We start from the raw sequence: 23,499 nt of genomic DNA, 5'->3' as shown, positions 1-23,499 counted from the left end.
ACAGCAGGCAGCACCCTTTTCAGGATGCTGCTTTTTTATTTTATCAGTCTATTTTAATACCGCAGGTAAAATATAATCCTTCATCATCCTGTCTACCTGCGAATGTGCATACGGCTGCCCATAAGCACTGGCAGTAACCACAATTACCAACGGCTGATCTTTAAATACGAAAATCTTATTTCCACCATTTCCTGTACAATACCAGGTTTCATAAGTCTTTCCGCCTACCTGATATTGTTTGTTCCAGAAAAGATAACCGTAATATTCCCCTGGTTTTCCCGGGATCTGCTGATATTTTGTAAATGTTTTCTCCACCCATTCTCCCGGTATTAACTGCCGCCCCTTCCATCTTCCCCTATTCTTATACAGCAAACCATAGCGCGCAAAATCCAATGCACTCAACCGGATGCCTCCTGCTGTATTAGGCACATGTTGTGGGGTATATTGCCACTGATAACGGATATCCAGTGGCCCGAATAACTTGTCTGCTGCATATTTCTCGAGTCCGCCAGGAATGGTTTTGTTCAGTATATCCCCCAATACCACCACGCCTGCTGTGAAATAATGCCAGTCGTATTTACCGCTTTTTATTAATGGTAAGTCCAGCGCAAACTTTATCCAATTTTCCGTTGGGTACATGTTCTCTTCGTTTCCAGGAGAATTATCATCGTTATCATCTCCGTCGAAAGCAGCATGCATGGTCAGTAAGTCCTGCAGTGTGATGCGGGCCTTTTCTGCCGAATAATTACTGAAGGCCTGTAAGGAATAGAAATTGCTTAAGGGTAGGTATTCGTCGTTAAAATAGCCCTCTTTTATAGCTATTCCCAAAAGTGTAGATGTAAATGATTTTCCCACAGAGCGGGGATCGTGTAATGAATCCCTGGTATCGCCATTAAAATACTCTTCTACCAGTATCTTCCCATTCTTTATAACTATTACACTGTTTATTTTTCTGAATTCTCCCTGTTTTATCCTGGCTTTTAACTCTTTTATCCTGTCTTGATTGAAATGTTCTTTTGATGCCTTCAGTTCTTTGAAAGGCTGAATGACATTCAATTGAACTTTCCTTACGTCCACGGCCGGATGCCTGTTTACCACCAAATCCAGGTTGCCTGCTGCGATAATCGCTCCTATGGTATCCCTCAAATAAGGACGTATTTCTAATCGCAACAGATGCCTGCCATCTGTCAAAGCGCTGTCGCCGCCGTTATATAGAAACCGCCTCCAGAAGAACTGCGTCCACCAGCCATTTTCCGCTGCATTATCAATTAAAGGCTTGCGTATAACAGTTTCACTATCCCTTACCGCCGGCAATGGCGCCCCCTGAATACGGGATGCATAAATCAGCCGCTTATCTACAAATATGGAAAACTGGTATCCTCCTATTTTATGGAGACTGTCGGCCGGTAATTCAGGACCTAACTGATGAAGATAGTTAGTTAAAGAATGCGCCATGAATGCAGTGAAAAACAAGTCGCTGGTGTTAGTCAGCTCATAGGTTTGCAGAAAATCCTGCGCCGATGATCCAGTTAAGGGAACCTCCTTCGCCGTAAATCTTACCGCTCCTATATTACTTTCATGCAAAGGGGTTTTTACGCCGGCATCTGGCACAAAGCCTTGTGATAACAGCTTTCCGGGTATAAATATCAAAAGGAGAATAAAATAGCATTTCATATTTTAAAACTACTGTCATCCGTTTATTAAAAATAGAAGATTCTTAACATTAGCGTGTCGGGTGCAATAATTTCCGGAACTGCAACGGGGTTATCTGATGAAAAACTTTAAAACTGCGTATAAAATGGCTCTGGTCCGAGAATCCACAGTCATATGCTACGTCGGTAAGTGATACATCGCTGGCTGACAATAACTTCATCGCTTTTTGCATCCGTACGGCCCGGACAAATTCTCCCAGAGAAACACCATAAAATCTGGAAAATTCACGGGAAAGGTGCACGGGGTGCACGTTTGCAATGCCCGCCAATACTGTCAGACTGAGTTCCACTGATCCGGCAGATAACAATTCCTCCATATTTTTCAACCATTGCGGTTTTTGCTTTTCAGCAATGGTCTTTATCTCCCCTATCCTGCCAAATATCTGCACCAGCAACACATCTATTGCCAGCTGTGATTGGATACCAGATAATTTCATCTCCCTGAAAATCTCATATATCCATTGCTTTACCACAGGATCATTTATCCGGCTGCTTCCTGCGCTGACATTGCTGTTGATACCAGCAGCGGCAAACCACGATTCATGGACTTCTATATGAATACCTCGGGTATATTTATCTGATGCGATGTTATAATGGGCATCATCCCAGTTGTGAAAAAGCAGGTCGCCCGAGACGCACTCATAGGATTTTTTCTTGTTGGCTTCTGTCATGCCGCCTGCCAGCAGGAAAGTAAAGTAGCGGTTTTCATGATAATGCCAGGGCACCCTCGGCTGCGTATACACTGTATCTGTCAGTGTAAAGCCAGGCAAATGAATAGCTTCATTTGTCGAACCATAGAACTTTCCTGCAGGCGACATTTTCATACTAAAAGGTACGATTTCCGGCAGAGAAATAAATTCATCCGGTTAAAAATCATCTCCCGGTATTTCAATTACATATGTCCCAATTTCAAATTTGACAGTATCAGGCCACAGGTAGAAAAACCAACTACTGCAATTACCAGGCTGGATAAAAGCATTACTTTCCCCCATTCATTTTTGTCATTTACCATCACTGCTATCAGCCCTCCTATAAAATATACTGCACAAATAACCATCAACAGTATTCCGGCGCCGATTACACCGCCGTCTGGAATCAAACATATCAACAATAATATGCCCAGTGTAATACCGGTTAATTGCAGAAATTTCTTAGTAAAATTGCTCATATTCCAGTTATTTTATCGGGTCAGATATAATCTTATTCGTTGGAGTGAGTACCGCCTGACGCTCTGCCTGTAACTGTTTCAGATACTCTTCCTTATCATCTCTGTAAAATAAATTCATGGTTTCAAACGGAATAATACGGCCGTCTTTATGTAGAATATGTACGCAGGATTTCTTAATGGCCCTTACATCAAAATCATAGGCATCCAGGAAACGCATGATCACAATCCTGAACAGATTGGTATAATCCAGTCCGGGCGCCTGTACCTGTGGCAGGCAGCACAACAATGACTGCATATCGTTCACGGCAGCATCGGTAGAAATCCCTGTACTGAATATCTTCAGCACATGCTGATGCAGGCGCTCGTCCTGCTCATAGACAATGGTATTTTTGCTGTTGTTCAGCAATACGGCCGGATCTACGTAGCGTGTCAGCGGAAATACCTGGCCATCAATTTTCAATGCATAGGCCATTGCCAAAGCGTCCGGATTACAAGGCACTGGAATAATATCATTGCCCTGCCATATCGGCGACTGCTCCAATATCCGCTGGCGTACTTCCGTCAACGTTATACGGTCTGTTGCAGGGTCAAAATCGTCTGTACGACCCGCCACCTGCACCGGCTGGAACGTAACACCACGCACGCAGCGCTGCTTCAGTGCAAAATCAATAATGGCGCCCATCTCATCATCATTCTGGCCCTTTTGTAACGTCACCACCAGCGTAGTACTGAGATTCACTTCATTCAGGTTTTCCAGCGCCTGACGTCGTATATCCGTTAAATCCTTGCCACGCATGCGTTCCAGCACTTCCGGCTTAAAGGAATCAAATTGCAGGTAGACTTCAAAATCCGGCAGGTACGTAGCCAGTTTCTTCGTAAACTCCTTGTCTTTTGCAATACGGATACCATTGGTATTTATCATCAGATGCCTGATGGGCTTGGTTTTGGCAATATCCAGAATTTCGAAGAACTGCGGGTGCAGGGTAGGCTCTCCACCGCTCAGCTGCACCACATCAGGCTGCCCTTCATTGGCCACAATGATATCCAGCATCTGCTCTATCTCCTCCAATGTCCGGTGACGGCCATAATGCGGGGATGACATAGCATAGCAGGTAGGACAGGTAAGGTTACAGCGGTCTGTCAGCTCAATCACACTCAGACAGCTGTGCTGCTCATGGTCCTGGCATAAACCACAATCATACGGACAACCATAATGGGTTTCCGTATTCGTTTTGCAGGGCGCCTCCGATGGCTTATTATAGTTGCGGGTATTTTTGTAATAGTCAATATCAGTAGCTATCAGAACTTTTTCGCGGCCATGCTCCGGACAGTGTTTTACCATAAACACCTTATTATCTTCAAAAATCACCTTTGCATCTACTCTGCGTAAACAAGTACTACAAATACTTACCGTGAAATCGTAATAGGTGTAATTCTTTTCAGGCATATTGCTCTTTTTTTAATAATCGTGATGGAAAAATGATCACCCTCGCATAATAAACCAATCCCAGCAAACAGGCTATCTGTATAGAACCTAAACCTCCCGGAAACCGGTATCCCGGCTTGATAAAGTCCAGTAAAAAGCGAAACAGCAAATAGGCGATCATAAATAGTTTAAACAATGCACCCGACTCCAGTACAAATCGTTTACTTATCAAGTGCAGCGTTATCCATAAAATTATCAGGAACACAATTTCATAAAGTGAAACAGGATGACGCAGGATGTGATCGCCCAGGTCCATGCCCCATGGCAGCGCTGTTGGCAGGCCATAGGTCTCTTCATAAACACCCATGGTAAAACATCCGATTCTTCCTATTATAATAGCCAACATCAAAGGATATACGAAAAGATCACCGGTGGAACTCCGCTCTCCTACTATCTTCTTAATACCTTCTACTCCTATTAGTCCACCGAGAAGCCCGCCCACTATTGTTTTGCTTTTGTAGATGTATACCAGGAGATTACCGGCAGATGAAAATCCCGGCGGATACTCAAGTGCCCCGAGCAGGCGGCTGCCCAGCAAAGCCCCGAACATGGCCCCTATAATCGCCCAGATACGGTTGGAATCATGCACCTGATCGCCCTGGCGCCGACGCAAGAAAAGGAAATAGCGAAACCCAAGGAACATGCCCAGCGTTTCAGTGAGAGTATGCAACGGGAGTTGCAACCCACCAAGGGTTATCGTGACAGGAAATACCAATAATTATCAGATTTGTATACAATTTAGGAATTTTATGTTCAATTTGCGCAGACTACAGCCAAAACAAAAAACCCCAACCACGAAAAGGTTGGGGTGTAATAACTGAAAATAAAATCGTTATGATTTGGTGTAAGTAGGTAATAAAATGCACCCTACCCAATCGATCAAATTAATAGATTCCCCAGCCATATTCCCATTGGAATAATCCTGCAGATAGATTTTCCCCCAGTAATAATTGGTTGAATTTGGATTAAGGCGATAATTCCAGGCCATCACTTCTCCATTTGTTGTCTGACGGTATGTATAACCAGCACCGGCTGGAGCTGTTGTTGGAATAGTGCATGCCTGATCCTTGTAGAACCGGATGTACAAATCTGCTTGGGTCCAATATCTATCCCAGTCAATAAAGTAATCTCCATAATTCTCCAACTCTATTCGTGCATATACAGGAGTAGTGTTATATAGCATATTATAGATATCAACGTCCCCTTGTGAAAGGCCATCACGTTGAGCAGAAAAAGTGGTACCATCTTTTCTGGTCATAGAATAAGGAGCTCCAGGTTTTAGAAAGGCCGATGAAGGGTACAACATTACTGAGTTAAAATCAAGCGTACCAAGAGCTAAACCATAAATGGTTGTATTTATTACCTTATCAAATTGCGGCAGCTTTTCCGGGTCAATGTTGTTCGGATAAACTGTAATATAATTATCCCGGTCATCACGACACTGCTCATGGTACAACCCAAGTGCATGACCAATTTCATGAATTGCATTACCTGTTGTGGCTCCTGGTCCTAAATTAACTATTGTCAGACCATTTGCTTTGCCTATTGAGTTAGTAAAGGCCCCTGGCTCGTTAGATTTGAAATACACATAATCGCTCTGGTTAGTACGTGGAACAAACTGGATGTTAGTAACATTCATCCAATGCGCGATAGCATTATTAGCTCTGGATACGTCCGCAAAATTATTGTCGATGGTATAATACACCGTCCTATTAGGCCACAATGATTGCGGCAATGGATTGCCAGTTCGGTTAGTTTCACCCGAAAGCATCCTCGGTAACGGCAACTTGTTTTTCACTAGCATTGCCCCCGGCGATTCTACATGATGTAATCTTGAAACTTTTGCAGCATCGCCAATAGCAACCTGAGCATAACTGTTTTTTAATGACTGGAAGGCATCTTCAGTATATACGACATCTCCACCGAAAATGTAATTGCCTCCGGACTTCAGAAAACTCATTACGGGTATTCCAACTTTATCCGTAATATTTATATGCTCACCAGTTGCAACTGGATACCCCTCATAATTAATTACTTCAGCAGATGGTTTATTTGCTTCGGAAACATCGTGAGCTACTTCTTTTTTACAGGATACAGAAATAAAAAGTAACAGCAGTACCAGAAAGGACTTCAATTTAACAAACATGATTCTTGTTTTTGAGAATAGGGAAATAAAATTTACGCTATGAGATTAGGTTAACTGATTAAAGGTAAGGGAGCATTACACGTTAGCAAAATTAATTATACACCTGGATAACTTAATTCCACAATATCATTCCACCAAGGGTTATCGTGACAGGAAATACCAATAATTATCAGATTTATATACAAATTATGCATTTTGTGCGCAACTTAAACGGATAATAAACTAATCTTACCATCCGTTATTTACCTGATCAACCACATTACATGAAATTTCTGGTACCCGCATTTACCTTGTTGTTGTCATCTTTTGTACTGTCTGCACAAAATTCCCCAGCCAGCCAGCGTCCCAATATTATCTTGTTCCTGGTAGATGATATGGGCTGGATGGATACCTCACAGCCATTCGGCGACTCCGTGATGCCCCTTAACAGGAAATACCATACGCCCAATATGGAGCGGATGGCCAGAGAAGGCCTGTTGTTTCATCAGGCATATGCCAATCCCGTTTGCACACCTACACGTACTTCCCTCATCAGCGGCATGAGCTCCGCCAGCACACATATCACCAACTGGACATCTATCACTCCCAATCAGGCTACTGATTATAAAGATGATCAGCTGGAGGCACCACAGTGGAATGTCAGTGGCATCAGCAATGTCAGGGAATCGAATACCTACCTTTGCCCCAAGCCGCTGCCACAGCTGCTCCGCGATGCAGGGTACTTTACCATCCATGTAGGCAAAGCACATTGGGGTAGTCTGGGGACACAAGGCTCCGACCCGATGAATCTGGGCTTTGTTGTGAATATCGCCGGCTCTTCATTAGGCCATCCGCAAAGCTATTATGGTGAACAGAATTTCGGGAATATGCCCGGCAAAACCACGTTCAATGCGGTTCCCGACCTACAGGCTTTCTATGGTAAAGACACCTTCCTGACCCAGGCGCTGACCCAAAAGGCAATAGCAGCCATGCAATACCCTATCAGCCATCAGCAGCCCTTCTTCCTTTACCTGGGACATTATGCTGTTCATCTGCCTATACAACCAGATAAAAGATTCCTGGACAAATACCTGGCCGCAGGCCTCGACTCTACCGAAGCCAGCTATGCCACGCTGATAGAAGGCATGGACGAAAGTCTCGGGAATATCCTGGATTTCCTGAAGGCAAAAGGTATAGAGAAAAATACAGTGGTGATTTTTATGTCAGACAATGGAGGACTTGCCAACAGCGGCAGAGGAGGAATACGTAACACACAGAATGCGCCACTCCGCGCCGGCAAAGGGTCTCCCTATGAAGGCGGCATCAGGGTACCGTTGATGGTGAAATGGCCAGGGGTCGTGAAACCCGGTACCAAAACCAATAATTATGTGGGCGCAGAAGACTTCTTCCCTACCGTGCTGGATATCGCCGGCATAAAACCAATCACCGCTATAGATGGCATCAGCTATCTGGGCATCCTGAAAAATCCTGGTATTAAAATAAATGACCGTCCACTATTATGGCATTACCCTAACCGATGGACAGTAAACGAAGATGAAGGATACGCCTGGTCAAGCGGTATGCGCTATGGCAAATGGAAAATCATCTACCTCATGAAACAACAAAAACTGGAATTATACGACCTGGAGCAAGACCTCAGTGAACAACATGATCTGTCGGCATCCAATCCCCAAAAGCTCGCAGAACTGGCCAAACGCTGGACCCTTGTCCTAAAACAGCGGGGGGCAGAACTGCCTGTCTGGAAAAATACTGGGAAAACCGTAGCATGGCCGGATGAACTGATCAATAAGTAAAATGTCTATTCACCGCAACGTATGAAAACTATCCTGACGACTTTCGGATTACTGTTATCCACCCTATTGCAGGCACAGAACCTAATACCCAATCCTGGCTTTGACGACGTGAACATCTGCATTGAATATACGGCCAAATGTGCGCCCCAGGCCTGGACGCCCACAGCGCCCTTTTTCAGTAAAATAATGTACGATGGCGATAACCCTGTCAGCAACCATAAAGTGACGCTGCCAATGGAAATCTACACTGATCCCAATAACCGACCTTATTACAAAACGCAGCTGCTCAATCCCATGCGGAAAGGCACCCGCTATAAGGTAGAAGCCTATGTTTTGGATAACAGATATACTTCCTGCTTCCTGGATATCAGGCTGGATACAGCAGAAACCTTTCAGGACCTGCCACTGCGACTACCGGTACCCCCTACACTGAGTTTTAACAGGGATACCGGCAAATATGTGGCCGTCAGCAAGACCTACATTAAATTTGAACAGGAAATCAAAGCGGGAGATAATTACCGGTATATCGTGCTGGGGAATTTTCACGAAGGCAATACCGTAAAGGGCTCAAACAATATCTACACCTATATCGACAGCATTGCCATTACACCGCTGGATAACCAGCCGTATAATGCACATACCGCCGACAGCATTAAACAACTGCTGTATAGTGACCACTGGCGCCATTCATATAGCAGGCCGGCCATGCCCATGCAGGGTGGACAACTGAAAGCAAAAATAGTATTGCCAACAAGAGTAATACAGCACAGCGGCCGCTGTGATACAGTAGTGCTGGCATCAGAATTTTTCAGCGGTAACCGTAAAGATATCAACTCCGTATATGCGGACCAGTTAGGGAATACCTTTCTCCTTAAACCGGAAAATGTAAAAGAAAAGATCATCATCTCCGGTTATTCTTACCTAAAGCCCAATCCCCGCTATAATGAAATCATCGCCACAGACAGGGCCAATGAAGTAGCCAATTACCTGGTCTATAAAAAGGGTTTCAGCTTCGATGACTTCATCATCAAAGGTTATAGTAAGCCCAGGGAAGGGATGGATACCGTAGAAATGGTGGAAATTATCAGCTGCCAGCCGGCGCCGGAACCTCCGGCTACACCTGTCACCAGAACGGATACCTTACTGATACCGGATGTATTGTTTAAGTTCGATAGCAGCACACTCAATCAGCGGCTGTACGCCTCGCTGGATAGTATCCTGATGCTTATTCCTGATAAGCCAGGCATACAACTGGCCATCACAGGGCATACAGACAATAAAGGCACCAATATCTACAACGAGGAATTATCCTTAAAAAGAGCCAATGCTGTTGCAGCTTACCTGCGTAGGAAGAAACCTGCCGTGAGTATACTTACCATTAACGGAATGGGTGAAACCATGCCTGTTGCGGATAACAGTACGCCTCAGGGGCGGCAGAAAAACCGGCGGGTAGAAATTATTATCTTCTATCCCCAGGAGCAGGATTAAAGTAAGGAAGACTGAACATCTCCTCCAGGGCCAGTTTCCAGGTAACGGGATGATGGCGGCCACCCTGAATTTCGAGGTAGGAGATATCGGTATGCATCTCGTAGCCTTTGGCCAGCAGTTCTGTGATCAGATCTTTGGTATCATCAATACTGTCGATGATACCGTTGTTGTTACGGTCTGCCAGTTCATCTGCGGTACCGCATTCAAAGAAGAAATGCAGGCCGGCTTTAAACTCACTGTTGCGGATAACGCGGTGCATGATGCGGTCGGACAGATCACTGTAACCTTCTCCCAGTGGCTTGTCGCGCCACCAGAAGGAGCCAGACATTACGCCGGCAAAGGAAAACTCAGTGGCATGGTTCCAAACGATATCCAGGGCAGAGAGTCCGCCCAGCGACCAGCCGGCGAAGCCCAGTGGCAGCGTTTTCCATTCCGGCTGCTGCTCGTAGAGTGCCGGCAGCAGGTCGTCCATAATAAAGGAAGTATAGTTGCCGGCAGCGGCGCCCTCTCCCTGAAAGTTAGGAATACCTGCTACGCCATACTCCTGCAGCCGTTGCGGGCCGGCGTGTATCCCGACAACCACCACCGGAACGTCCATGTTAATTAATAATGAAGAAATGTCCATATCACGGAGGTCCTGACCGTCGTTCATTAGCAGTACAACAGCCGGTTTCCCTGTATAATCGTAAATATCCACTATCACATCCCGCCGGAGTTGCGGAGCATAAATGAAAACATTTCTGGTCATAATGGAAAGGTAACAAATATCAAATCACGAAACTTTTTTAAATTTAAGCAAAGGAAATCCCGTGATCGAAAACTTCTATAAATGGCATTCCCCTCATCTTGACCGGGAATTTGAAATGCTGACGTTTGGACACAGCGGCCTGCCACTGCTGTTATTTCCTACGTCGATGGGCCGCTATTACGAAAGTAAGGACCGCGGCCTGATAGACGCCATTCAGTGGTTTATAGAAGAAGGGAAGATAAAAGTCTATTGCCCCGATAGCTATGACGCCCAGAGCTGGTACAATATCAAAATCCCGGCAGCGGAAAGAGCGTATAACCATAACCGTTACGACCGCCTGCTGATGGAAGAAGTACTGCCCCGGATGCAGGAAGAAACCGGACATCAACGGATAGTGGCTGCTGGCTGCAGTTTTGGCGGATTTCACGCCACTTCTTTCGCCTTCCGGCACCCCGAATTGGTATCCTACCTGTTTAGCCTCAGCGGTACCTTCGATATCAAATCCAGGGTAGACGGACATTACGATGAAAACGTATATTACAGCAATCCGGCAGATTTCATGGCAGACAACAACCACGAAGCACTCTGGCGTATGGGCATCGTACTGGGAGTACCTTCCAGTGATGTTACCCGCCACCAGAACGAAAGTATGTCGGGCATCCTGGCAGCCAAAAACATTACCCACTGGCTGGACGTTCGCCCGGAAGGTACCCACGACTGGCCTACCTGGCGTAACATGCTGCCCGGATATCTCTCATTAATCAGATAAAAACATGAAAAAGATCGGCATTTTGTTCGGACAGGAAAACACCTTTCCACAGGCTTTTGCAGACCGCATCAACCGGAAAAACCCCAGCGGGATCTTTGCCGAATTTGTTACCCTCGACAAAGTACTGCAGGGACAGGCAAGCGAATACGCCGTTATCGTTGACCGCATTTCACAGGATGTACCATTTTACCGGGCATTCCTGAAAAATGCTGCCGCTACCGGCACCGCTGTCATCAATAACCCCTTCTGGTGGAGCGCCGATGATAAATTCTTCAATAACGCTCTCGCTGAACAGATCAACGTGACCGTTCCCAGAACAGCCCTGCTGCCTTCTTATCAGCATCCGGACAATACCAACGCCAAATCTTTCCGTAACCTTATATTTCCCCTCGACTGGCAGGGCATTTTCGATTATGTCGGCTTTCCTGCCTACCTCAAACCCTACGATGGCGGCGGCTGGAGGAATGTTTACCGCCTCGCGGATAAAGAGGAGTTCTATAAAGTACACCAGGAAACAGGACAGCTGGTAATGATGCTGCAGGAAGAAATCGATTTTAACGCCTATTACCGCTGTTATTGCATCGGAGGCAAAGCCGTCCGTATCATGCCGTATAATCCACGCCATTCGCACCAGGATCGTTATAAAGCAACCTTTGAGATAGATAAAGGAGTTTTAGCAGAGATAGAACGAGCGACCATCGCCCTGAACCAGTACCTGGGTTATGATTTTAATACAGTAGAGTTCGCTGTAAGAGGAGATGTTCCCTATGCGATCGACTTCTGTAACCCGGCCCCGGATGCGGATATACATTCCATCGGCCAGGAAAACTTCGAGTGGATAGTGGAAACCAGCGCTCAATATGCCATAGAAAGAGCCATGGCACATGATTGGAGCAAGGACAACCTTACCTGGGGTAAATTTATATCTCCCGGTATCATTAAAAAAAATTCAGCCGAATAAATTAGCAACATACATTTGCAGATAAATTAAAAAGTAAGGAGCATTATGCGCAATGCGTTCACGCTGGGTATAGAAGAAGAATACATGGTAATGGACCCCGTTACCAGAGAGTTGAGATCGCATGAACAGAAGATCGTGGAGCAAGCCCATAAGGTGATCCGTGATCAGGTTAAAGCGGAATTTCACCAGGCGGTAGTAGAAGTAGGCACACAGATCTGCGCCAACATCCATGAAGCGCGGGAAGATGTTGCCCTGCTTCGCAGAACCATCAACCAGATTGCCGGCGACCTCGGCTTCAGCATCGGCGCCTCCGGCACCCATCCTTTCAGCCACTGGCAGCAACAGCTGATCACCGACCATCCCCGCTATTTCGAAATCGTCAACGAAATGCAGGATGCCGCCAGGTCTAACCTGATCTTTGGACTCCACGTACATGTAGGTATGGAAAACAGGGAAATGGCCCTGCATATCGCCAATTCTGTCCGTTATTTCCTCCCGCATATCTTCGCACTGAGTACCAACAGCCCCTTCTGGGAAGGCCGTAATACCGGCTTTAAATCGTTCCGTACAAAAGTATTCGATAAGTTCCCGCGTACCGGTATCCCGGATTACTTCGCCAGTATCGAAGAATATGACAAATACATCAACCTGCTCGTTAAAACCAACTGTATAGATAATGCCAAAAAAGTCTGGTGGGACCTCCGCGTTCACCCATTCTTCAACACTGTTGAATTCAGGATATGTGACGTGCCGATGACCCTCGATGATACCATCACCCTGGCAGGACTCTTCCAGGCTGTCTGCGCAAAAATCTATAAACTGCGCATGCAGAACCTGAACTTCATCATCTACAACAGAGCACTGGTGAATGAAAATAAATGGCGCGCATCCCGTTATGGAATCGATGGAAATCTCATCGATTTCGGAAAAGAAATGGAAGTGAACGCCCGCTCCCTCATTTACGAACTCCTCGATTTCATCGACGATGTAGTGGATGAACTGGGCAGCAGAGAAGTCATAGACGCCACCTCCCGCCTCATGGACAGGGGTACCGGCGCCGACAGGCAATTAAAAAAATTCGAAGAAACCAACGACCTCGTTGCTGTTACGGATTACATCCGTGAACAGTTCCTCGCAGGTTGTTAAAATACCTTCTAACATTGTGTGGTGGCGTCCCGCCGGCGGCGGGACGCCACCACACAAAAAGGGCGGATGCCGAAGGCGTCCGCCCTTTTTGTGTCCGGAAATACAAACAACAATCTATTTATTCTATGACGCTCCGCGAGAAAAAGAAAGCACTACCGCCGCATATTTTGTAATTTTGCAGTATGCGAACCATTAAGATAGCAGTACTGGATATGTATGAAGGTGTACCTAACGAGGGTATGCGTTGTATCCGGGAGATATTGACAAAATATGCAGAGATGCATTCGCTGTCTCTGCAGTTTGATGAATTTGAGGTAAGAATAGCCAGGCAGGTACCAGACACCAACTACGATATTTATATCTCTACTGGTGGCCCGGGAAGCCCGGTGGATAGTGAAGGATCAGCATGGGAAACAGCTTATTTCTCCCTGATAGAAGACCTGATGAAATGGAACCGTGAAGAAGATGTTAAAAAGCCGGTCCTGTTTATCTGCCATTCGTATCAGATCATGTGCAGATATTATAAACTGGGGAATGTATGCAAACGTAAATCACCGGCATTCGGTGTATTTCCGGTACATAAAACAGCTGCAGGCATGCAGGAAAAAGTATTCAGCGCCCTGCCAGATCCTTTCTACATCGTAGATAGCCGCAACTGGCAGGTGATAGAGCTGAATGAAGATAACCTGAATGCCATGGGCGCTCAGGTACTGGCCATAGAAAAAGAAAGGCCCCACGTACCGCTGGAACGTGCCACCATGTCTATACGGTTCAACGATCATTTTATCGGTACCCAGTTCCATCCGGAAGCAGATGCTGCCGGGATGCGGATGTACCTGCTCCAGGAAGAGAAAAAAGAACAGGTCATCGCTCATCATGGTATCGAGAAATATGAAAGCATGATAGAACAACTGGAAGATCCTGATAAAATCATGCTCACACACGACCGGTTTATTACTGCCTTCCTCGATTATGCTATCTATGGTGAACTGTCTGAGCGACTGGCTGCCATCGAAAGAAGTGTGCAGGTAGCCGCCCATAATGATGATGAAAATACTTTCTTCTAAGATTGAATGCTTATGATCCCGTCTGTAAGAAAAGCCTATAACGCAAACTTTAGTGAAGAGCAATACCAACGGTTTCTGAAAGCCATCGCTGAAGATGCCGGTACCGCTCCCGCTTTCAGGATTGCAGAAACACCGGTGTTCGTACCGGCAGACCTTACCGCAAAACTGGTACAGGCCTGCGAAGAAGTCGTGAACGTAATATTACGCCCCGACTTCAAAGACCTCACGGAGAATGCCATTCCGCACGGACTGAGAGTGCCCAACGAAAATGATCATCCGCATTTTATCGTTATAGACTTCGCCGTAACAAAAAATGAAGCGGGTGTACTGGAGCCCCAGCTGATTGAACTGCAGGGCTTCCCAACCATGTTTGCCTTCCAGCACGTGATGGCCAAACAATTCAGGGCTAATTTCAACATACCATCCAATCTTAACAACTACTTCAACGACCTCAATGACGAGCAGTATTATGCGTTGTTAAGAAAGATGATCATCGGAGACCATAAACCCGAAGAAGTGATCCTCCTCGAGGTAAAGCCGGAAGAGCAAAAAACAAAAATCGACTTTTATATAACGGAGAAATATCTCGGCATCCGCCCGGTATGTATCACTACGCTGATCAAAGAAGATGATCACCTGTTTTATATGCGGGATGGTGTACTGACACCGGTGAAACGTATCTATAACCGCATCATTTTCGATGACCTGCACCAGCAGGAAGAAATGCTGGGGCCACACGTCGACCTCTTTGATGATCTTGATGTGGAATGGATCACACACCCCAACTGGTTTTACCGTATCAGCAAATATACCATGCCACTGCTGCACAGCGAATTCATACCTAAAAGCTGGTACCTGAATGAACTGCCGGTAGTGCCTGGAGACCTGGAAAATTATGTGTTAAAGCCCTTATTTTCCTTCGCAGGCAGAGGAGTAAAAATAGATGTCTCCCGGGAAGATATCGACGCGATAGAAGACCCGGAAAACTGGATCCTGCAGCGAAAAGTACAATATGCGCCGGCGATAGAAACACCTACCGGACCAGCCATCTGCGAAATACGCATGATGTATATCTGGCCGGACGATGCGGCAAGGCCGATATTGGTACATAACCTGTCCAGGCTCAGTAAAGGCAAAATGATTGGCGTAGGCTTCAATAGCAACGACACCTGGGTAGGTGGCAGCTGTTGCTTTTTTGAGTCGCTGCCAGCTTAATACGCGCATTGCCTGCGCACTACTATCCTATATTTGACCCAAATACCTGTGAAATGTTTAGTAACCTTGCCATTGATGTTGCTTTAGGACTTGTATTCATTTTTTTACTGTACAGCCTGTTTGTAACAATACTACAGGAAATGATAGCACGCGTCTTCAGCCTGCGGGCGCGTACCCTTTCCAAAGCCCTCCGGCGTATGCTGGACGGAGATCCCCGACGCAACGACCTTGGTTTCTTCGGAAGATTTACGCTCTTTACCTGGTTCTACGAGCGCGGCTGGAGTGTGGTTCATTTCTTCTTCCCCTTTAAATACAGTCCCATCCTCCAACAGTTCTACGCCACCTCCTCTATCCGCTATCTTGGTGAAAATACCGCCGCTTCCAGACCTTCTTATATCAGCCCTGCTATCTTTTCCCAGACCATGGTACATCTGCTAAGAAACAGTACCACCGCCCGGAATACCGACCAGCAAACCATTCAGGCCGCTCTAGATGAAAATAGCCTGCACTTCAATGATGCAACGCTGACGTATATACGAAATATTTTTACAGATGCCGGCGGCAATACAGACAGGTTCAGGGCCTTACTGGAAGACTGGTTCAACGAAACCATGAGTCGCGCCAGCAGCTGGTACCGCAAGCATACACAAAGCTGGCTGCTGATCATCGGTTTCTGTATCGCCGGGATTTTCAATGTAGATACCATCGCCATTGCCAGAATACTGATGAAAGATAAAACCGTAAGGCAGGAAATGGTGCAACTGGCCTCCAGTCGCAGTTATGCCATGGCGCCCATCGTAGATACCCTGCAACAGAAACACGTCATGTATAAGGATAGTGCCTTCTTCCGGCAAGACAGCTCCCTTCGTGTATTCGTTGGCGATACCTCGGTGATCGGCGTATATGCTATGCTGCGCGCAGATGCCGGCGATGCCAGGAATGTACTGGGCATCCACCGCGAATTCAGTGCGGCGCATCCATACGGCCTTTCGCACCCGCTGCAGCAAAATGGCTGGATAGTACTCGCCGGATGGCTTATGACAGCCATGGCCATATCGCTGGGGGCGCCTTTCTGGTTCGATTTGCTGGGAAAAGTAGTAAAATTCAGGAACACACCGGCAGATAACAGCGCCGGAAGTATGCCCTCAAAACCGTAGAAAAACAGCGATATTCTTTAATTTTGTCAAAATAATATGCCATGACACGAATGAACTATTCCTCAGGTGCTACCTGGGAAGAAAAAGTGGGTTATTCAAGAGCAGTAAAAGTGGGAAACACGATTGAAGTTTCCGGCACTGTTGCAGAAGATCAGGGCAAAGTGGTGGCTCCGGGTAACGCTTACGAACAAACGAAATTTGCACTGGCAAAGATCGAATCTGTTTTAATACAAGCTGGCGCCAGCTTACACGACGTGGTAAGAACACGTATGTTTGTAACAGACATCAGCCGCTGGGAAGAATTTGGACGTGCTCATGGTGAATTTTTTGCGGCTATCAAGCCTGCCACTTCAATGATTGAGGTAAGCAAGCTGATTGATCCGGGATACCTGGTAGAGATTGAAGTAACAGCGATTATTCATAATAAATAATACAGCTATCGTATTTAAATAAAAAACGGTCTCTACTGAGTAGAGACCGTTTTTTTATTTAAAATTATCTTTTTACGGTATTAACCGTAGATTTCTCTCCATTTCAGCATACCACCTACCAGGTTGTTCACGTTGGTGAAGCCTTGTGTTTCCAGCAGCATAGCAGCCTGACCGCTACGGTTGCCACTACGGCAGTAAACGATCACTTCTTTATCTTCCAGGCCTTCCAGTTCATCGATCTGCATCATCTGGATCTGACCCAAAGGAACATGAATACCACCGATATTGAATTCTTCACGCTCATGTGGTTCTCTTACATCCACCAGGATCAGTTCTTCTCCCGCATCCAGGCGCTTTTTAACATCTTCAGCTGTTATGTTTTGCATAAAATTATCTTTTTAATGATTGTTTTTACAAAATTAACCAATTCTCACTATTCCTGGGTAGCTGGCTGTTGGGCAGCGGAATCTTTTACAGGTTTAGTGGCACTGAGGTAGAGGTCTACGGATTCTCCCGCTCTTACCATATTAAAATCTCCTATCTCGTTTTTGCGGGTAGGATATTGTTTGTAGATAAAAGCATTGGCGGTATCACTCACACCCGGATCGATGATAACGGTACCAATATTCAGGTTGCTGGCACTGAGAATTTCTTTTGCTTCCGCATAGGAAAGACCAATGAAGTCAGGAACCGGATTTTCCGTGTTACCACGGCCACTACTGAGAATCAGGGTGATGTTGGTGCCTTCGGCCACCATAGTACCCGGTTTCAGCGGTTTGCCATTCAGCAGTTGCTGCAATACGGTATTGGTCGCAAAGTCAGGTTTGTAAATGGTGTCTCCCACATTCAGACGCAGGCTTTTCAGCACCATTTCGGCACTGCGGAAAGTCAGCCCTTCCAGTTCCGGCATAGCCACCATCGGTGCTACCGTTTTGTTTACGGTTAGATGGATGGTACGGCCAATTTTTACTTCCGCACCTTTGTCAGGGGTTTGTGCCCATACTGCCAGTGGCGGAATACTATCGATGTATATCGAATCTCTTACTTCAGCATCAAATCCGGCAGCTTCCAGTTTGGCAACTGCTTCTTTAATGTTCAGGCCCTTCACATCAGGCACGGTCATACTTTTACCGTGTTTGGTAATTATGCCTAACAGGGAAAAGAAAATGATCGCCAGCAGAAAAAACAGTGCAATTACTGCCAGCAGATTGACTATAAAAGAACGTTTCGTAATAAAATCAAACACAGTTTATTACATTAAAAGTGATAAATCAGTTACAGGTTAGTGTGCCATTGCCTCTTCCAGCAGTGCGCCATAAAACTCTTGCAAAGTTTTACCTGCAGCACGTACCTGTTGCGGAACCAGGCTGTTTTCAGACTGGCCAGGCATTGTATTCGCTTCCAGGAAATACAGCTTGTCATTTGCCTCATCGTAGATAAAGTCTATACGGACAATACCACGGCAGTTGAGCATATAATACAGCTTGGAGGCGGTTTGTTCCACCCTTTCCTTCAATCCCTGCGGAACAGGAGCCGGTGTAATTTCGTTGGTAACACCTGGTGTATACTTCGCTTCATAATCGAAGAATTCCTTGGTGCTCACGATTTCAGTGATAGGCAGTACGTGCAGGTCGTTGCCGGTACGATACAGTCCTATGGTCAGTTCGCGGCCTTTGATAAATTCTTCAATCAGGATCTGGGAATCTTCCCTGAAAGCTTTATCAATGGCTGGCTGCAGCTCTTCTGCAGTTTTAACTTTAGACATACCTATGCTGCTGCCACCTTCTGCCGGTTTAACGAACACGGGTAAACGCAGTTGCTGCAGGATATCTTTCACATCATAAGGCTGATTGCTGAAGATATGTGCAGATTTGGAAACATTTACCACATTCAGGGCAGCCACTACTTTATTGCAATAGCTTTTGTTGAAGGTCAGTGCTGAAGTTACCATGCCACAGCTGGTATAAGGGATACCCAGCATTTCAAAGTAGCCTTGCAGACGGCCATCTTCTCCTGGTGTACCATGAATACCAATAAAGACACAATCAAATTTGATTTTATTGCCGTCTATCAGCAAAGAAAAATCATTCTTGTCGATTTCGTGGGTTTTACCGTCGGCAGCCGTATGTGTCCAGCCTTCACGTGTTACCACCACTTTGTAAACTGCATACTTGCTGCTATCCAGGTTATTTTCGATGGTAACAGCACTTTGTACTGAGATTACATATTCTCCGGAATATCCGCCGGCAACTAAAGCAATATTTTTCTTCATAAGATGTCTTAGCAATAAAGCGGGTAAAGTTAAGGAAACTTTTCGGCCGTACAAGAGGCGGCGGTCAGGGCCGGTATAAAATATATAAGGCCGCCTCTACTGCGTAAAGACGGCCCTTCCATACCTGGAAAATTCCTAAACATGCAGCTTTTCCTTCTTTTCCAGTAGTGCAGCTACGGTTTCCTGGTACATTTCGTCCGGCACACAGCAGTCTACCGGGCAAACGGTCGCACACTGGGGCTCCTCATGGAATCCCTGGCACTCGGTGCATTTGTCTGGTACAATGTAATAATAGTCGTTGCTGAGCGGGGAATGTAAGCTGCCGGCATCGGTGGCAGTCCCGTCGTGTAGTGTAATCTGGCCATGGAGCGACGTTCCGTCTGCCATTGCCCATTCTGTCCCGGCTTCATAAATAGCGTTATTGGGACATTCCGAAATGCATGCGCTGCAAACGATGCACTCGTCCGTAATTTTTAATGCCATAGGAATAAGATTTAGTTATTAAGCTATGTCGGGGCCAAGATACGGTTTTGCCGGGATTTAACGTGTCAGTATATACGAATGGAGGGGCTATATAATAAAAAAGCCGCTCCGGCACCACCCGGAACGGCCTAAGCTTCCTTGAATATATTAATTAGATATGCAGTTTTTCTTTCTTAGCCATCAGTTCATCCACTGTTTCCTGGTACATTTCGTCCGGAACACAGCAGTCAACTGGGCAAACAGCCGCACATTGTGGCTCCTCATGGAAACCCTGACATTCGGTACATTTATTTGGAACGATATAGTATGTATCTACGCTCACAGGTGCATTACGATGGTCAGCATCCATAGTGGAGCCGTCCATCAGGGTGTACGCACCTTTAACGGTTGTACCGTCAGACATGGCCCATTCCACTCCGCCTTCGTAAATTGCATTGTTTGGGCATTCAGGTTCGCAAGCGCCACAGTTAATACATTCGTCTGTTATCTTAATTGCCATAGAGTAAACTTTTTATTTAAGTAGTAAGCCATTAATTTTGTGGACAAAAATAAAATATTCCCGGTTTAATCAAGCCATTATTTATAAAGATTCATGAATATAGCAGAAAAAGAAAAAGCGCTGGTACGTTTGGGCGAATATCTTGCCGGAAACAGCCCTGAATGGGAAGAGGTTAAGGAGCGGGCTTACAGGGCCAACGGATGGTTTATCCCGGCATTCATCGATAATGCGCTGGAAAATATCTGCCAATACTTCCTGGAACCTGCAGCCCTGCAACAATGGCTGGCCGCATATCCTGCCGCCGCCAATGAAAGGACTCCCCGCAAAGTAGGCATCGTCAGTGCCGGTAATATACCGCTGGTGGGCTTTCACGACTGGTTATGCGGATTCATCAGCGGACACCAGGTTAAACTGAAACTCTCCAGTAAAGACGACATCCTCCTCAAACATATCCTTCGGAAAATGGAAGAATGGTACCCTGCCATTGCCGGCCAAACGGAAATCCAGGATACCCTGAAGGATTGTCAGGCCTATATCGCCACCGGCAGCAACAACTCTGCCCGCTATTTTAACTACTATTTTGCCAAATACCCGCATATCATCCGCCATAACCGCACCTCCGCAGCCATCCTTACCGGACACGAAACGCCGCAGGAACTGGAAGCGCTGGCCGATGATGTCATGCTCTACTTCGGCCTGGGATGCCGTAACGTTACCAAAGTATTTGTGCCGGAAGGCTATAACTTCCAGCCACTCCTGGATGCCCTCAACAAATATGAGTATCTGATGGACTACCACAAATACAAAAACAACTTCGATTACCAGCTGGCCCTGCTGCTGCTGAATAATCACCCGTATATCACCAATGGCAGTATCCTGCTCCATGATGCTCAAAGCCTCTTCTCCCCACTGAGCGTACTGCACTATGGCTTCTATAACGATCAACAATCGCTCGCTGCAGAATTAGGACAGGACGAAGTGCTGCAATGCCTTGTAGGTAAGGATTATACACCTTTCGGCCAGGCCCAGCAACCTTCCCTCAGCGACTATGCCGATGGGGTAGATACCATGGCATTCCTGCTTGAACTCTGATTTTCAGCAAAGTAATTATACCTCCCCTTTTCTGCCCGGACACTAACAAAATGTCCGGGCAGTTTGTTATCTTGACATATAGTAAATGAATCATTGTCAGCCCACACCAGCATGACGTTTAAAGTAAATTAACGATTGATATAAAAATCTGTTAAAGTGAACGTTATAGTGGATATTTCATTAAACACGACCATTAAATTTGTATCGAAGGCATATTAATTGACCTGACAGGAGCATACAAATTTAGTTTCAGCTAAACACACTATAATATGAAATTCAAGCAAATTGTTACAATTGTCCTTATCAGCTTTGTGACTGCTTCTGCCTCCATATTTGTGTACAGCAAATATTTCCAGACAAGGCAGACAGGTATCTTTCAGAATGGATCCAACGACGTCCCCGTTAACTATGCCCGGTATATGCCCGGCACTGAACACACAGCATCCGCTTTAGCTCCGTCCGACTTCACCACCGCAGCCAAAACTGCTGTGCCGGGAGTAGTGCATATCAAAACGAAAATCAACCCACGCCAGGTAACCAATGGTAACAATCTGCAACGCAGACGCTCCATATTACAGGACTTATTCGGTGATGATTTCTTCGGTGATGAGTTTAATGGTGGCGGAGATGGCCGCAAATACTATGTTCCGGGCCAGATGGCCTCCGGTTCAGGGGTCCTGATCTCCGACGATGGCTACATTGTTACCAACAATCACGTTATTGATGATGCAGACGAAATCTCCGTATCCCTCTCCAACAGCGGCAAAACCTATACTGCCAAACTGGTAGGCGCTGATCCAAGCACCGACCTGGCTGTGATTAAAATCGAAGGCACCGGACTACCTTACCTCCTGTACGGTAATTCGGACAACGTCGACATCGGACAGTGGGTACTGGCAGTAGGCTATCCTTTAAACCTGGATGCCACCGTAACCGCCGGTATCGTGAGCGCCAAATCCCGCACCATAGGTATTAACAAAGGCCGCGGCGGTAGCAGAAATACAGCGATTGAATCCTTTATCCAGACAGATGCCGCAGTGAACCAGGGCAACAGTGGCGGCGCCCTCGTCAATACAAGCGGTGAACTGGTAGGTATCAACTCCGCCATCGCCTCTCCTACCGGCTCCTACGCAGGTTATTCCTACGCAATCCCGGTAAACCTGGTGAAGAAAGTCGTGAATGACCTCATGAAATACGGTAACGTACAACGTGCCTACCTCGGCGTATCCTATATGCCTAGCTCCGTAATCGCCTCCCTCTCTGATGATCAGCTGAAGGAACTGGGCGTAAAAAGGGATGCTCCCGGCGTACAGGTGACCGAAGTAGTGGATAATGGCTCTGCCAAAGCTGCCGGACTCAAAACCGGTGACGTCATTACCAGGATTAATGGTATCGCCATCGCAGGCCCTTCCCAGATGACAGAACAGATTGCCCGCTACAAACCAGGCGATAAAATCAGCATTACCTATCTGCGTAATAACAAGGAATATACGTCAGACAATGTAGTGCTGCGTAACCTCCAGGGTAATACCGACGTGGTGAAAACTACCGCGCTGGACAAACTGGGCGCTGATCTGAGTGCCCTGGATAAAGACGATGCCCGCAGGTTAGGTATCCGTGGAGGTGTATGGGTGAGCAGTATCGGTAACGGTATCCTGAAGAAACAGACCACCATGGCCCCTGGCTTCCTGATTATCAAAGCCGGAGATATCCCTGTGAGCAGCCCGGAAGAACTGGCCAAAGTGCTGGATAAAAAAGGTACCGTGCAACTGATCGGACTCTATCCGGAGAAAAGCACCAATATCTTCTATTATAATATCCAAACCGGTGCTACTACCGCCAGCGAAAGCTTCTAAACCTTTTACC

The 23,499-nt window shown here is 46.3% G+C and carries 23 protein-coding genes; 11 read left to right on the top strand and 12 right to left on the bottom strand.

Annotated elements, in window-relative coordinates:
- Positions 1-48 precede the first annotated feature (48 nt).
- From F3J22_RS10815 to F3J22_RS10790, 6 genes are all read right to left on the bottom strand, one after another.
- Complete coding sequence (locus tag F3J22_RS10815; RefSeq protein WP_167016977.1) at positions 49-1,674, bottom strand: serine hydrolase; 1,626 nt, start codon at positions 1,672-1,674, stop codon at positions 49-51.
- Positions 1,675-1,723: 49 nt separating this feature from the next.
- Complete coding sequence (locus tag F3J22_RS10810; protein ID WP_167016976.1) at positions 1,724-2,536, bottom strand: AraC family transcriptional regulator; 813 nt, start codon at positions 2,534-2,536, stop codon at positions 1,724-1,726.
- A 68-nt stretch (positions 2,537-2,604) separates the two neighbouring features.
- A complete protein-coding gene (locus tag F3J22_RS10805) occupies positions 2,605-2,880 on the bottom strand; it encodes a hypothetical protein (RefSeq protein ID WP_167016974.1) in 276 nt (91 codons plus the stop codon).
- A gap of 7 nt (positions 2,881-2,887) precedes the next feature.
- On the bottom strand, positions 2,888-4,327 hold the full coding sequence (locus F3J22_RS10800) for a radical SAM protein (RefSeq protein WP_167016972.1): 1,440 nt from the start codon (positions 4,325-4,327) through the stop codon (positions 2,888-2,890).
- Complete coding sequence (locus F3J22_RS10795; protein ID WP_167016970.1) at positions 4,320-5,081, bottom strand: prolipoprotein diacylglyceryl transferase; 762 nt, start codon at positions 5,079-5,081, stop codon at positions 4,320-4,322. Before F3J22_RS10795 ends, F3J22_RS10800 begins: the two co-directional genes overlap by 8 nt.
- 117 nt (positions 5,082-5,198) lie before the next feature.
- Positions 5,199-6,512 (bottom strand): M12 family metallopeptidase, encoded by a 1,314-nt coding sequence (locus F3J22_RS10790; RefSeq protein ID WP_167016968.1) that lies wholly within the window; start codon positions 6,510-6,512, stop codon positions 5,199-5,201.
- A 263-nt stretch (positions 6,513-6,775) separates the two neighbouring features.
- On the opposite strand from F3J22_RS10790, the gene F3J22_RS10785 reads away from it, so the two are divergent.
- On the top strand, positions 6,776-8,305 hold the full coding sequence (locus F3J22_RS10785; RefSeq protein ID WP_167016966.1) for a sulfatase: 1,530 nt from the start codon (positions 6,776-6,778) through the stop codon (positions 8,303-8,305).
- 21 nt (positions 8,306-8,326) lie between these two features.
- Complete coding sequence (locus tag F3J22_RS10780) at positions 8,327-9,793, top strand: OmpA family protein (protein WP_167016964.1); 1,467 nt, start codon at positions 8,327-8,329, stop codon at positions 9,791-9,793.
- On the opposite strand, the gene F3J22_RS10775 is transcribed toward F3J22_RS10780, so the two are convergent.
- A complete protein-coding gene (locus F3J22_RS10775; protein WP_167016962.1) occupies positions 9,765-10,541 on the bottom strand; it encodes an esterase family protein in 777 nt (258 codons plus the stop codon). The genes F3J22_RS10780 and F3J22_RS10775 overlap by 29 nt on opposite strands.
- 61 nt (positions 10,542-10,602) lie before the next feature.
- On the opposite strand from F3J22_RS10775, the gene F3J22_RS10770 reads away from it, so the two are divergent.
- The 7 genes from F3J22_RS10770 (at position 10,603) to F3J22_RS10740 (ending at position 17,287) form a co-directional block, all read left to right on the top strand.
- The gene (locus F3J22_RS10770; RefSeq protein WP_167016960.1) at positions 10,603-11,310 is read left to right on the top strand and encodes an alpha/beta hydrolase-fold protein; all 708 of its coding nucleotides are present in this window, start codon (positions 10,603-10,605) and stop codon (positions 11,308-11,310) included.
- A 4-nt stretch (positions 11,311-11,314) separates the two neighbouring features.
- Positions 11,315-12,271 (top strand): RimK family alpha-L-glutamate ligase, encoded by a 957-nt coding sequence (locus tag F3J22_RS10765; RefSeq protein ID WP_167016958.1) that lies wholly within the window; start codon positions 11,315-11,317, stop codon positions 12,269-12,271.
- Positions 12,272-12,316: 45 nt separating this feature from the next.
- Complete coding sequence (locus F3J22_RS10760) at positions 12,317-13,417, top strand: carboxylate-amine ligase (RefSeq protein ID WP_167016956.1); 1,101 nt, start codon at positions 12,317-12,319, stop codon at positions 13,415-13,417.
- Positions 13,418-13,599: 182 nt separating this feature from the next.
- On the top strand, positions 13,600-14,484 hold the full coding sequence (locus F3J22_RS10755; protein WP_167016954.1) for a type 1 glutamine amidotransferase: 885 nt from the start codon (positions 13,600-13,602) through the stop codon (positions 14,482-14,484).
- 12 nt (positions 14,485-14,496) lie between these two features.
- Entirely contained in the window at positions 14,497-15,699 is a 1,203-nt protein-coding gene (locus tag F3J22_RS10750; protein ID WP_167016952.1) for a hypothetical protein, read from the top strand.
- A gap of 53 nt (positions 15,700-15,752) precedes the next feature.
- Complete coding sequence (locus F3J22_RS10745; protein ID WP_167016950.1) at positions 15,753-16,856, top strand: hypothetical protein; 1,104 nt, start codon at positions 15,753-15,755, stop codon at positions 16,854-16,856.
- 41 nt (positions 16,857-16,897) lie between these two features.
- Positions 16,898-17,287: a RidA family protein gene (locus tag F3J22_RS10740; RefSeq protein WP_167016948.1), complete on the top strand. Its 390-nt coding sequence runs from the start codon at positions 16,898-16,900 to the stop codon at positions 17,285-17,287.
- An 80-nt stretch (positions 17,288-17,367) separates the two neighbouring features.
- On the opposite strand, the gene F3J22_RS10735 is transcribed toward F3J22_RS10740, so the two are convergent.
- From F3J22_RS10735 to F3J22_RS10715, 5 genes are all read right to left on the bottom strand, one after another.
- Positions 17,368-17,673, bottom strand: coding sequence for a rhodanese-like domain-containing protein (locus tag F3J22_RS10735; protein WP_167016945.1), 306 nt, complete (start codon positions 17,671-17,673; stop codon positions 17,368-17,370).
- 47 nt (positions 17,674-17,720) lie between these two features.
- Positions 17,721-18,533: a PASTA domain-containing protein gene (locus F3J22_RS10730; protein WP_167016943.1), complete on the bottom strand. Its 813-nt coding sequence runs from the start codon at positions 18,531-18,533 to the stop codon at positions 17,721-17,723.
- A 36-nt stretch (positions 18,534-18,569) separates the two neighbouring features.
- On the bottom strand, positions 18,570-19,559 hold the full coding sequence (locus F3J22_RS10725; protein ID WP_167016941.1) for a D-alanine--D-alanine ligase: 990 nt from the start codon (positions 19,557-19,559) through the stop codon (positions 18,570-18,572).
- Between the two features lie 135 nt (positions 19,560-19,694).
- Positions 19,695-20,042 (bottom strand): 4Fe-4S dicluster domain-containing protein, encoded by a 348-nt coding sequence (locus F3J22_RS10720; RefSeq protein ID WP_167016939.1) that lies wholly within the window; start codon positions 20,040-20,042, stop codon positions 19,695-19,697.
- A 151-nt stretch (positions 20,043-20,193) separates the two neighbouring features.
- The gene (locus F3J22_RS10715) at positions 20,194-20,541 is read right to left on the bottom strand and encodes a 4Fe-4S dicluster domain-containing protein (protein WP_167016937.1); all 348 of its coding nucleotides are present in this window, start codon (positions 20,539-20,541) and stop codon (positions 20,194-20,196) included.
- A gap of 93 nt (positions 20,542-20,634) precedes the next feature.
- On the opposite strand from F3J22_RS10715, the gene F3J22_RS10710 reads away from it, so the two are divergent.
- Positions 20,635-21,633 carry an acyl-CoA reductase gene (locus tag F3J22_RS10710; RefSeq protein WP_167016935.1) on the top strand — a complete coding sequence of 333 codons (999 nt, stop codon included), beginning with the start codon at positions 20,635-20,637 and terminating at the stop codon, positions 21,631-21,633.
- 269 nt (positions 21,634-21,902) lie between these two features.
- Positions 21,903-23,489 carry a trypsin-like peptidase domain-containing protein gene (locus F3J22_RS10705; protein WP_167016933.1) on the top strand — a complete coding sequence of 529 codons (1,587 nt, stop codon included), beginning with the start codon at positions 21,903-21,905 and terminating at the stop codon, positions 23,487-23,489.
- Positions 23,490-23,499 lie beyond the last annotated feature (10 nt).

Source organism: Chitinophaga sp. Cy-1792, from assembly GCF_011752935.1.
In the GTDB taxonomy this organism is placed as follows: domain Bacteria; phylum Bacteroidota; class Bacteroidia; order Chitinophagales; family Chitinophagaceae; genus Chitinophaga.
The sequence above is the reverse complement of the archived record's forward strand: the minus strand, read 5'-3'. Positions and strand labels throughout refer to the sequence as shown.

Excerpts from the sequence above, each read along its gene's own strand:
- F3J22_RS10815 (WP_167016977.1), bottom strand. The coding sequence starts at position 1,674 with ATGAAATGCTATTTTATTCTCCTTTTGATATTTATACCCGGAAAGCTG.
- F3J22_RS10810 (WP_167016976.1), bottom strand. The coding sequence starts at position 2,536 with ATGAAAATGTCGCCTGCAGGAAAGTTCTATGGTTCGACAAATGAAGCT.
- F3J22_RS10805 (WP_167016974.1), bottom strand. The coding sequence starts at position 2,880 with ATGAGCAATTTTACTAAGAAATTTCTGCAATTAACCGGTATTACACTG.
- F3J22_RS10800 (WP_167016972.1), bottom strand. The coding sequence starts at position 4,327 with ATGCCTGAAAAGAATTACACCTATTACGATTTCACGGTAAGTATTTGT.
- F3J22_RS10790 (WP_167016968.1), bottom strand. The coding sequence starts at position 6,512 with ATGTTTGTTAAATTGAAGTCCTTTCTGGTACTGCTGTTACTTTTTATT.
- F3J22_RS10785 (WP_167016966.1), top strand. The coding sequence starts at position 6,776 with ATGAAATTTCTGGTACCCGCATTTACCTTGTTGTTGTCATCTTTTGTA.
- F3J22_RS10780 (WP_167016964.1), top strand. The coding sequence starts at position 8,327 with ATGAAAACTATCCTGACGACTTTCGGATTACTGTTATCCACCCTATTG.
- F3J22_RS10775 (WP_167016962.1), bottom strand. The coding sequence starts at position 10,541 with ATGACCAGAAATGTTTTCATTTATGCTCCGCAACTCCGGCGGGATGTG.
- F3J22_RS10765 (WP_167016958.1), top strand. The coding sequence starts at position 11,315 with ATGAAAAAGATCGGCATTTTGTTCGGACAGGAAAACACCTTTCCACAG.
- F3J22_RS10760 (WP_167016956.1), top strand. The coding sequence starts at position 12,317 with ATGCGCAATGCGTTCACGCTGGGTATAGAAGAAGAATACATGGTAATG.
- F3J22_RS10755 (WP_167016954.1), top strand. The coding sequence starts at position 13,600 with ATGCGAACCATTAAGATAGCAGTACTGGATATGTATGAAGGTGTACCT.
- F3J22_RS10750 (WP_167016952.1), top strand. The coding sequence starts at position 14,497 with ATGATCCCGTCTGTAAGAAAAGCCTATAACGCAAACTTTAGTGAAGAG.
- F3J22_RS10745 (WP_167016950.1), top strand. The coding sequence starts at position 15,753 with ATGTTTAGTAACCTTGCCATTGATGTTGCTTTAGGACTTGTATTCATT.
- F3J22_RS10740 (WP_167016948.1), top strand. The coding sequence starts at position 16,898 with ATGACACGAATGAACTATTCCTCAGGTGCTACCTGGGAAGAAAAAGTG.
- F3J22_RS10735 (WP_167016945.1), bottom strand. The coding sequence starts at position 17,673 with ATGCAAAACATAACAGCTGAAGATGTTAAAAAGCGCCTGGATGCGGGA.
- F3J22_RS10725 (WP_167016941.1), bottom strand. The coding sequence starts at position 19,559 with ATGAAGAAAAATATTGCTTTAGTTGCCGGCGGATATTCCGGAGAATAT.
- F3J22_RS10720 (WP_167016939.1), bottom strand. The coding sequence starts at position 20,042 with ATGGCATTAAAAATTACGGACGAGTGCATCGTTTGCAGCGCATGCATT.
- F3J22_RS10715 (WP_167016937.1), bottom strand. The coding sequence starts at position 20,541 with ATGGCAATTAAGATAACAGACGAATGTATTAACTGTGGCGCTTGCGAA.
- F3J22_RS10710 (WP_167016935.1), top strand. The coding sequence starts at position 20,635 with ATGAATATAGCAGAAAAAGAAAAAGCGCTGGTACGTTTGGGCGAATAT.
- F3J22_RS10705 (WP_167016933.1), top strand. The coding sequence starts at position 21,903 with ATGAAATTCAAGCAAATTGTTACAATTGTCCTTATCAGCTTTGTGACT.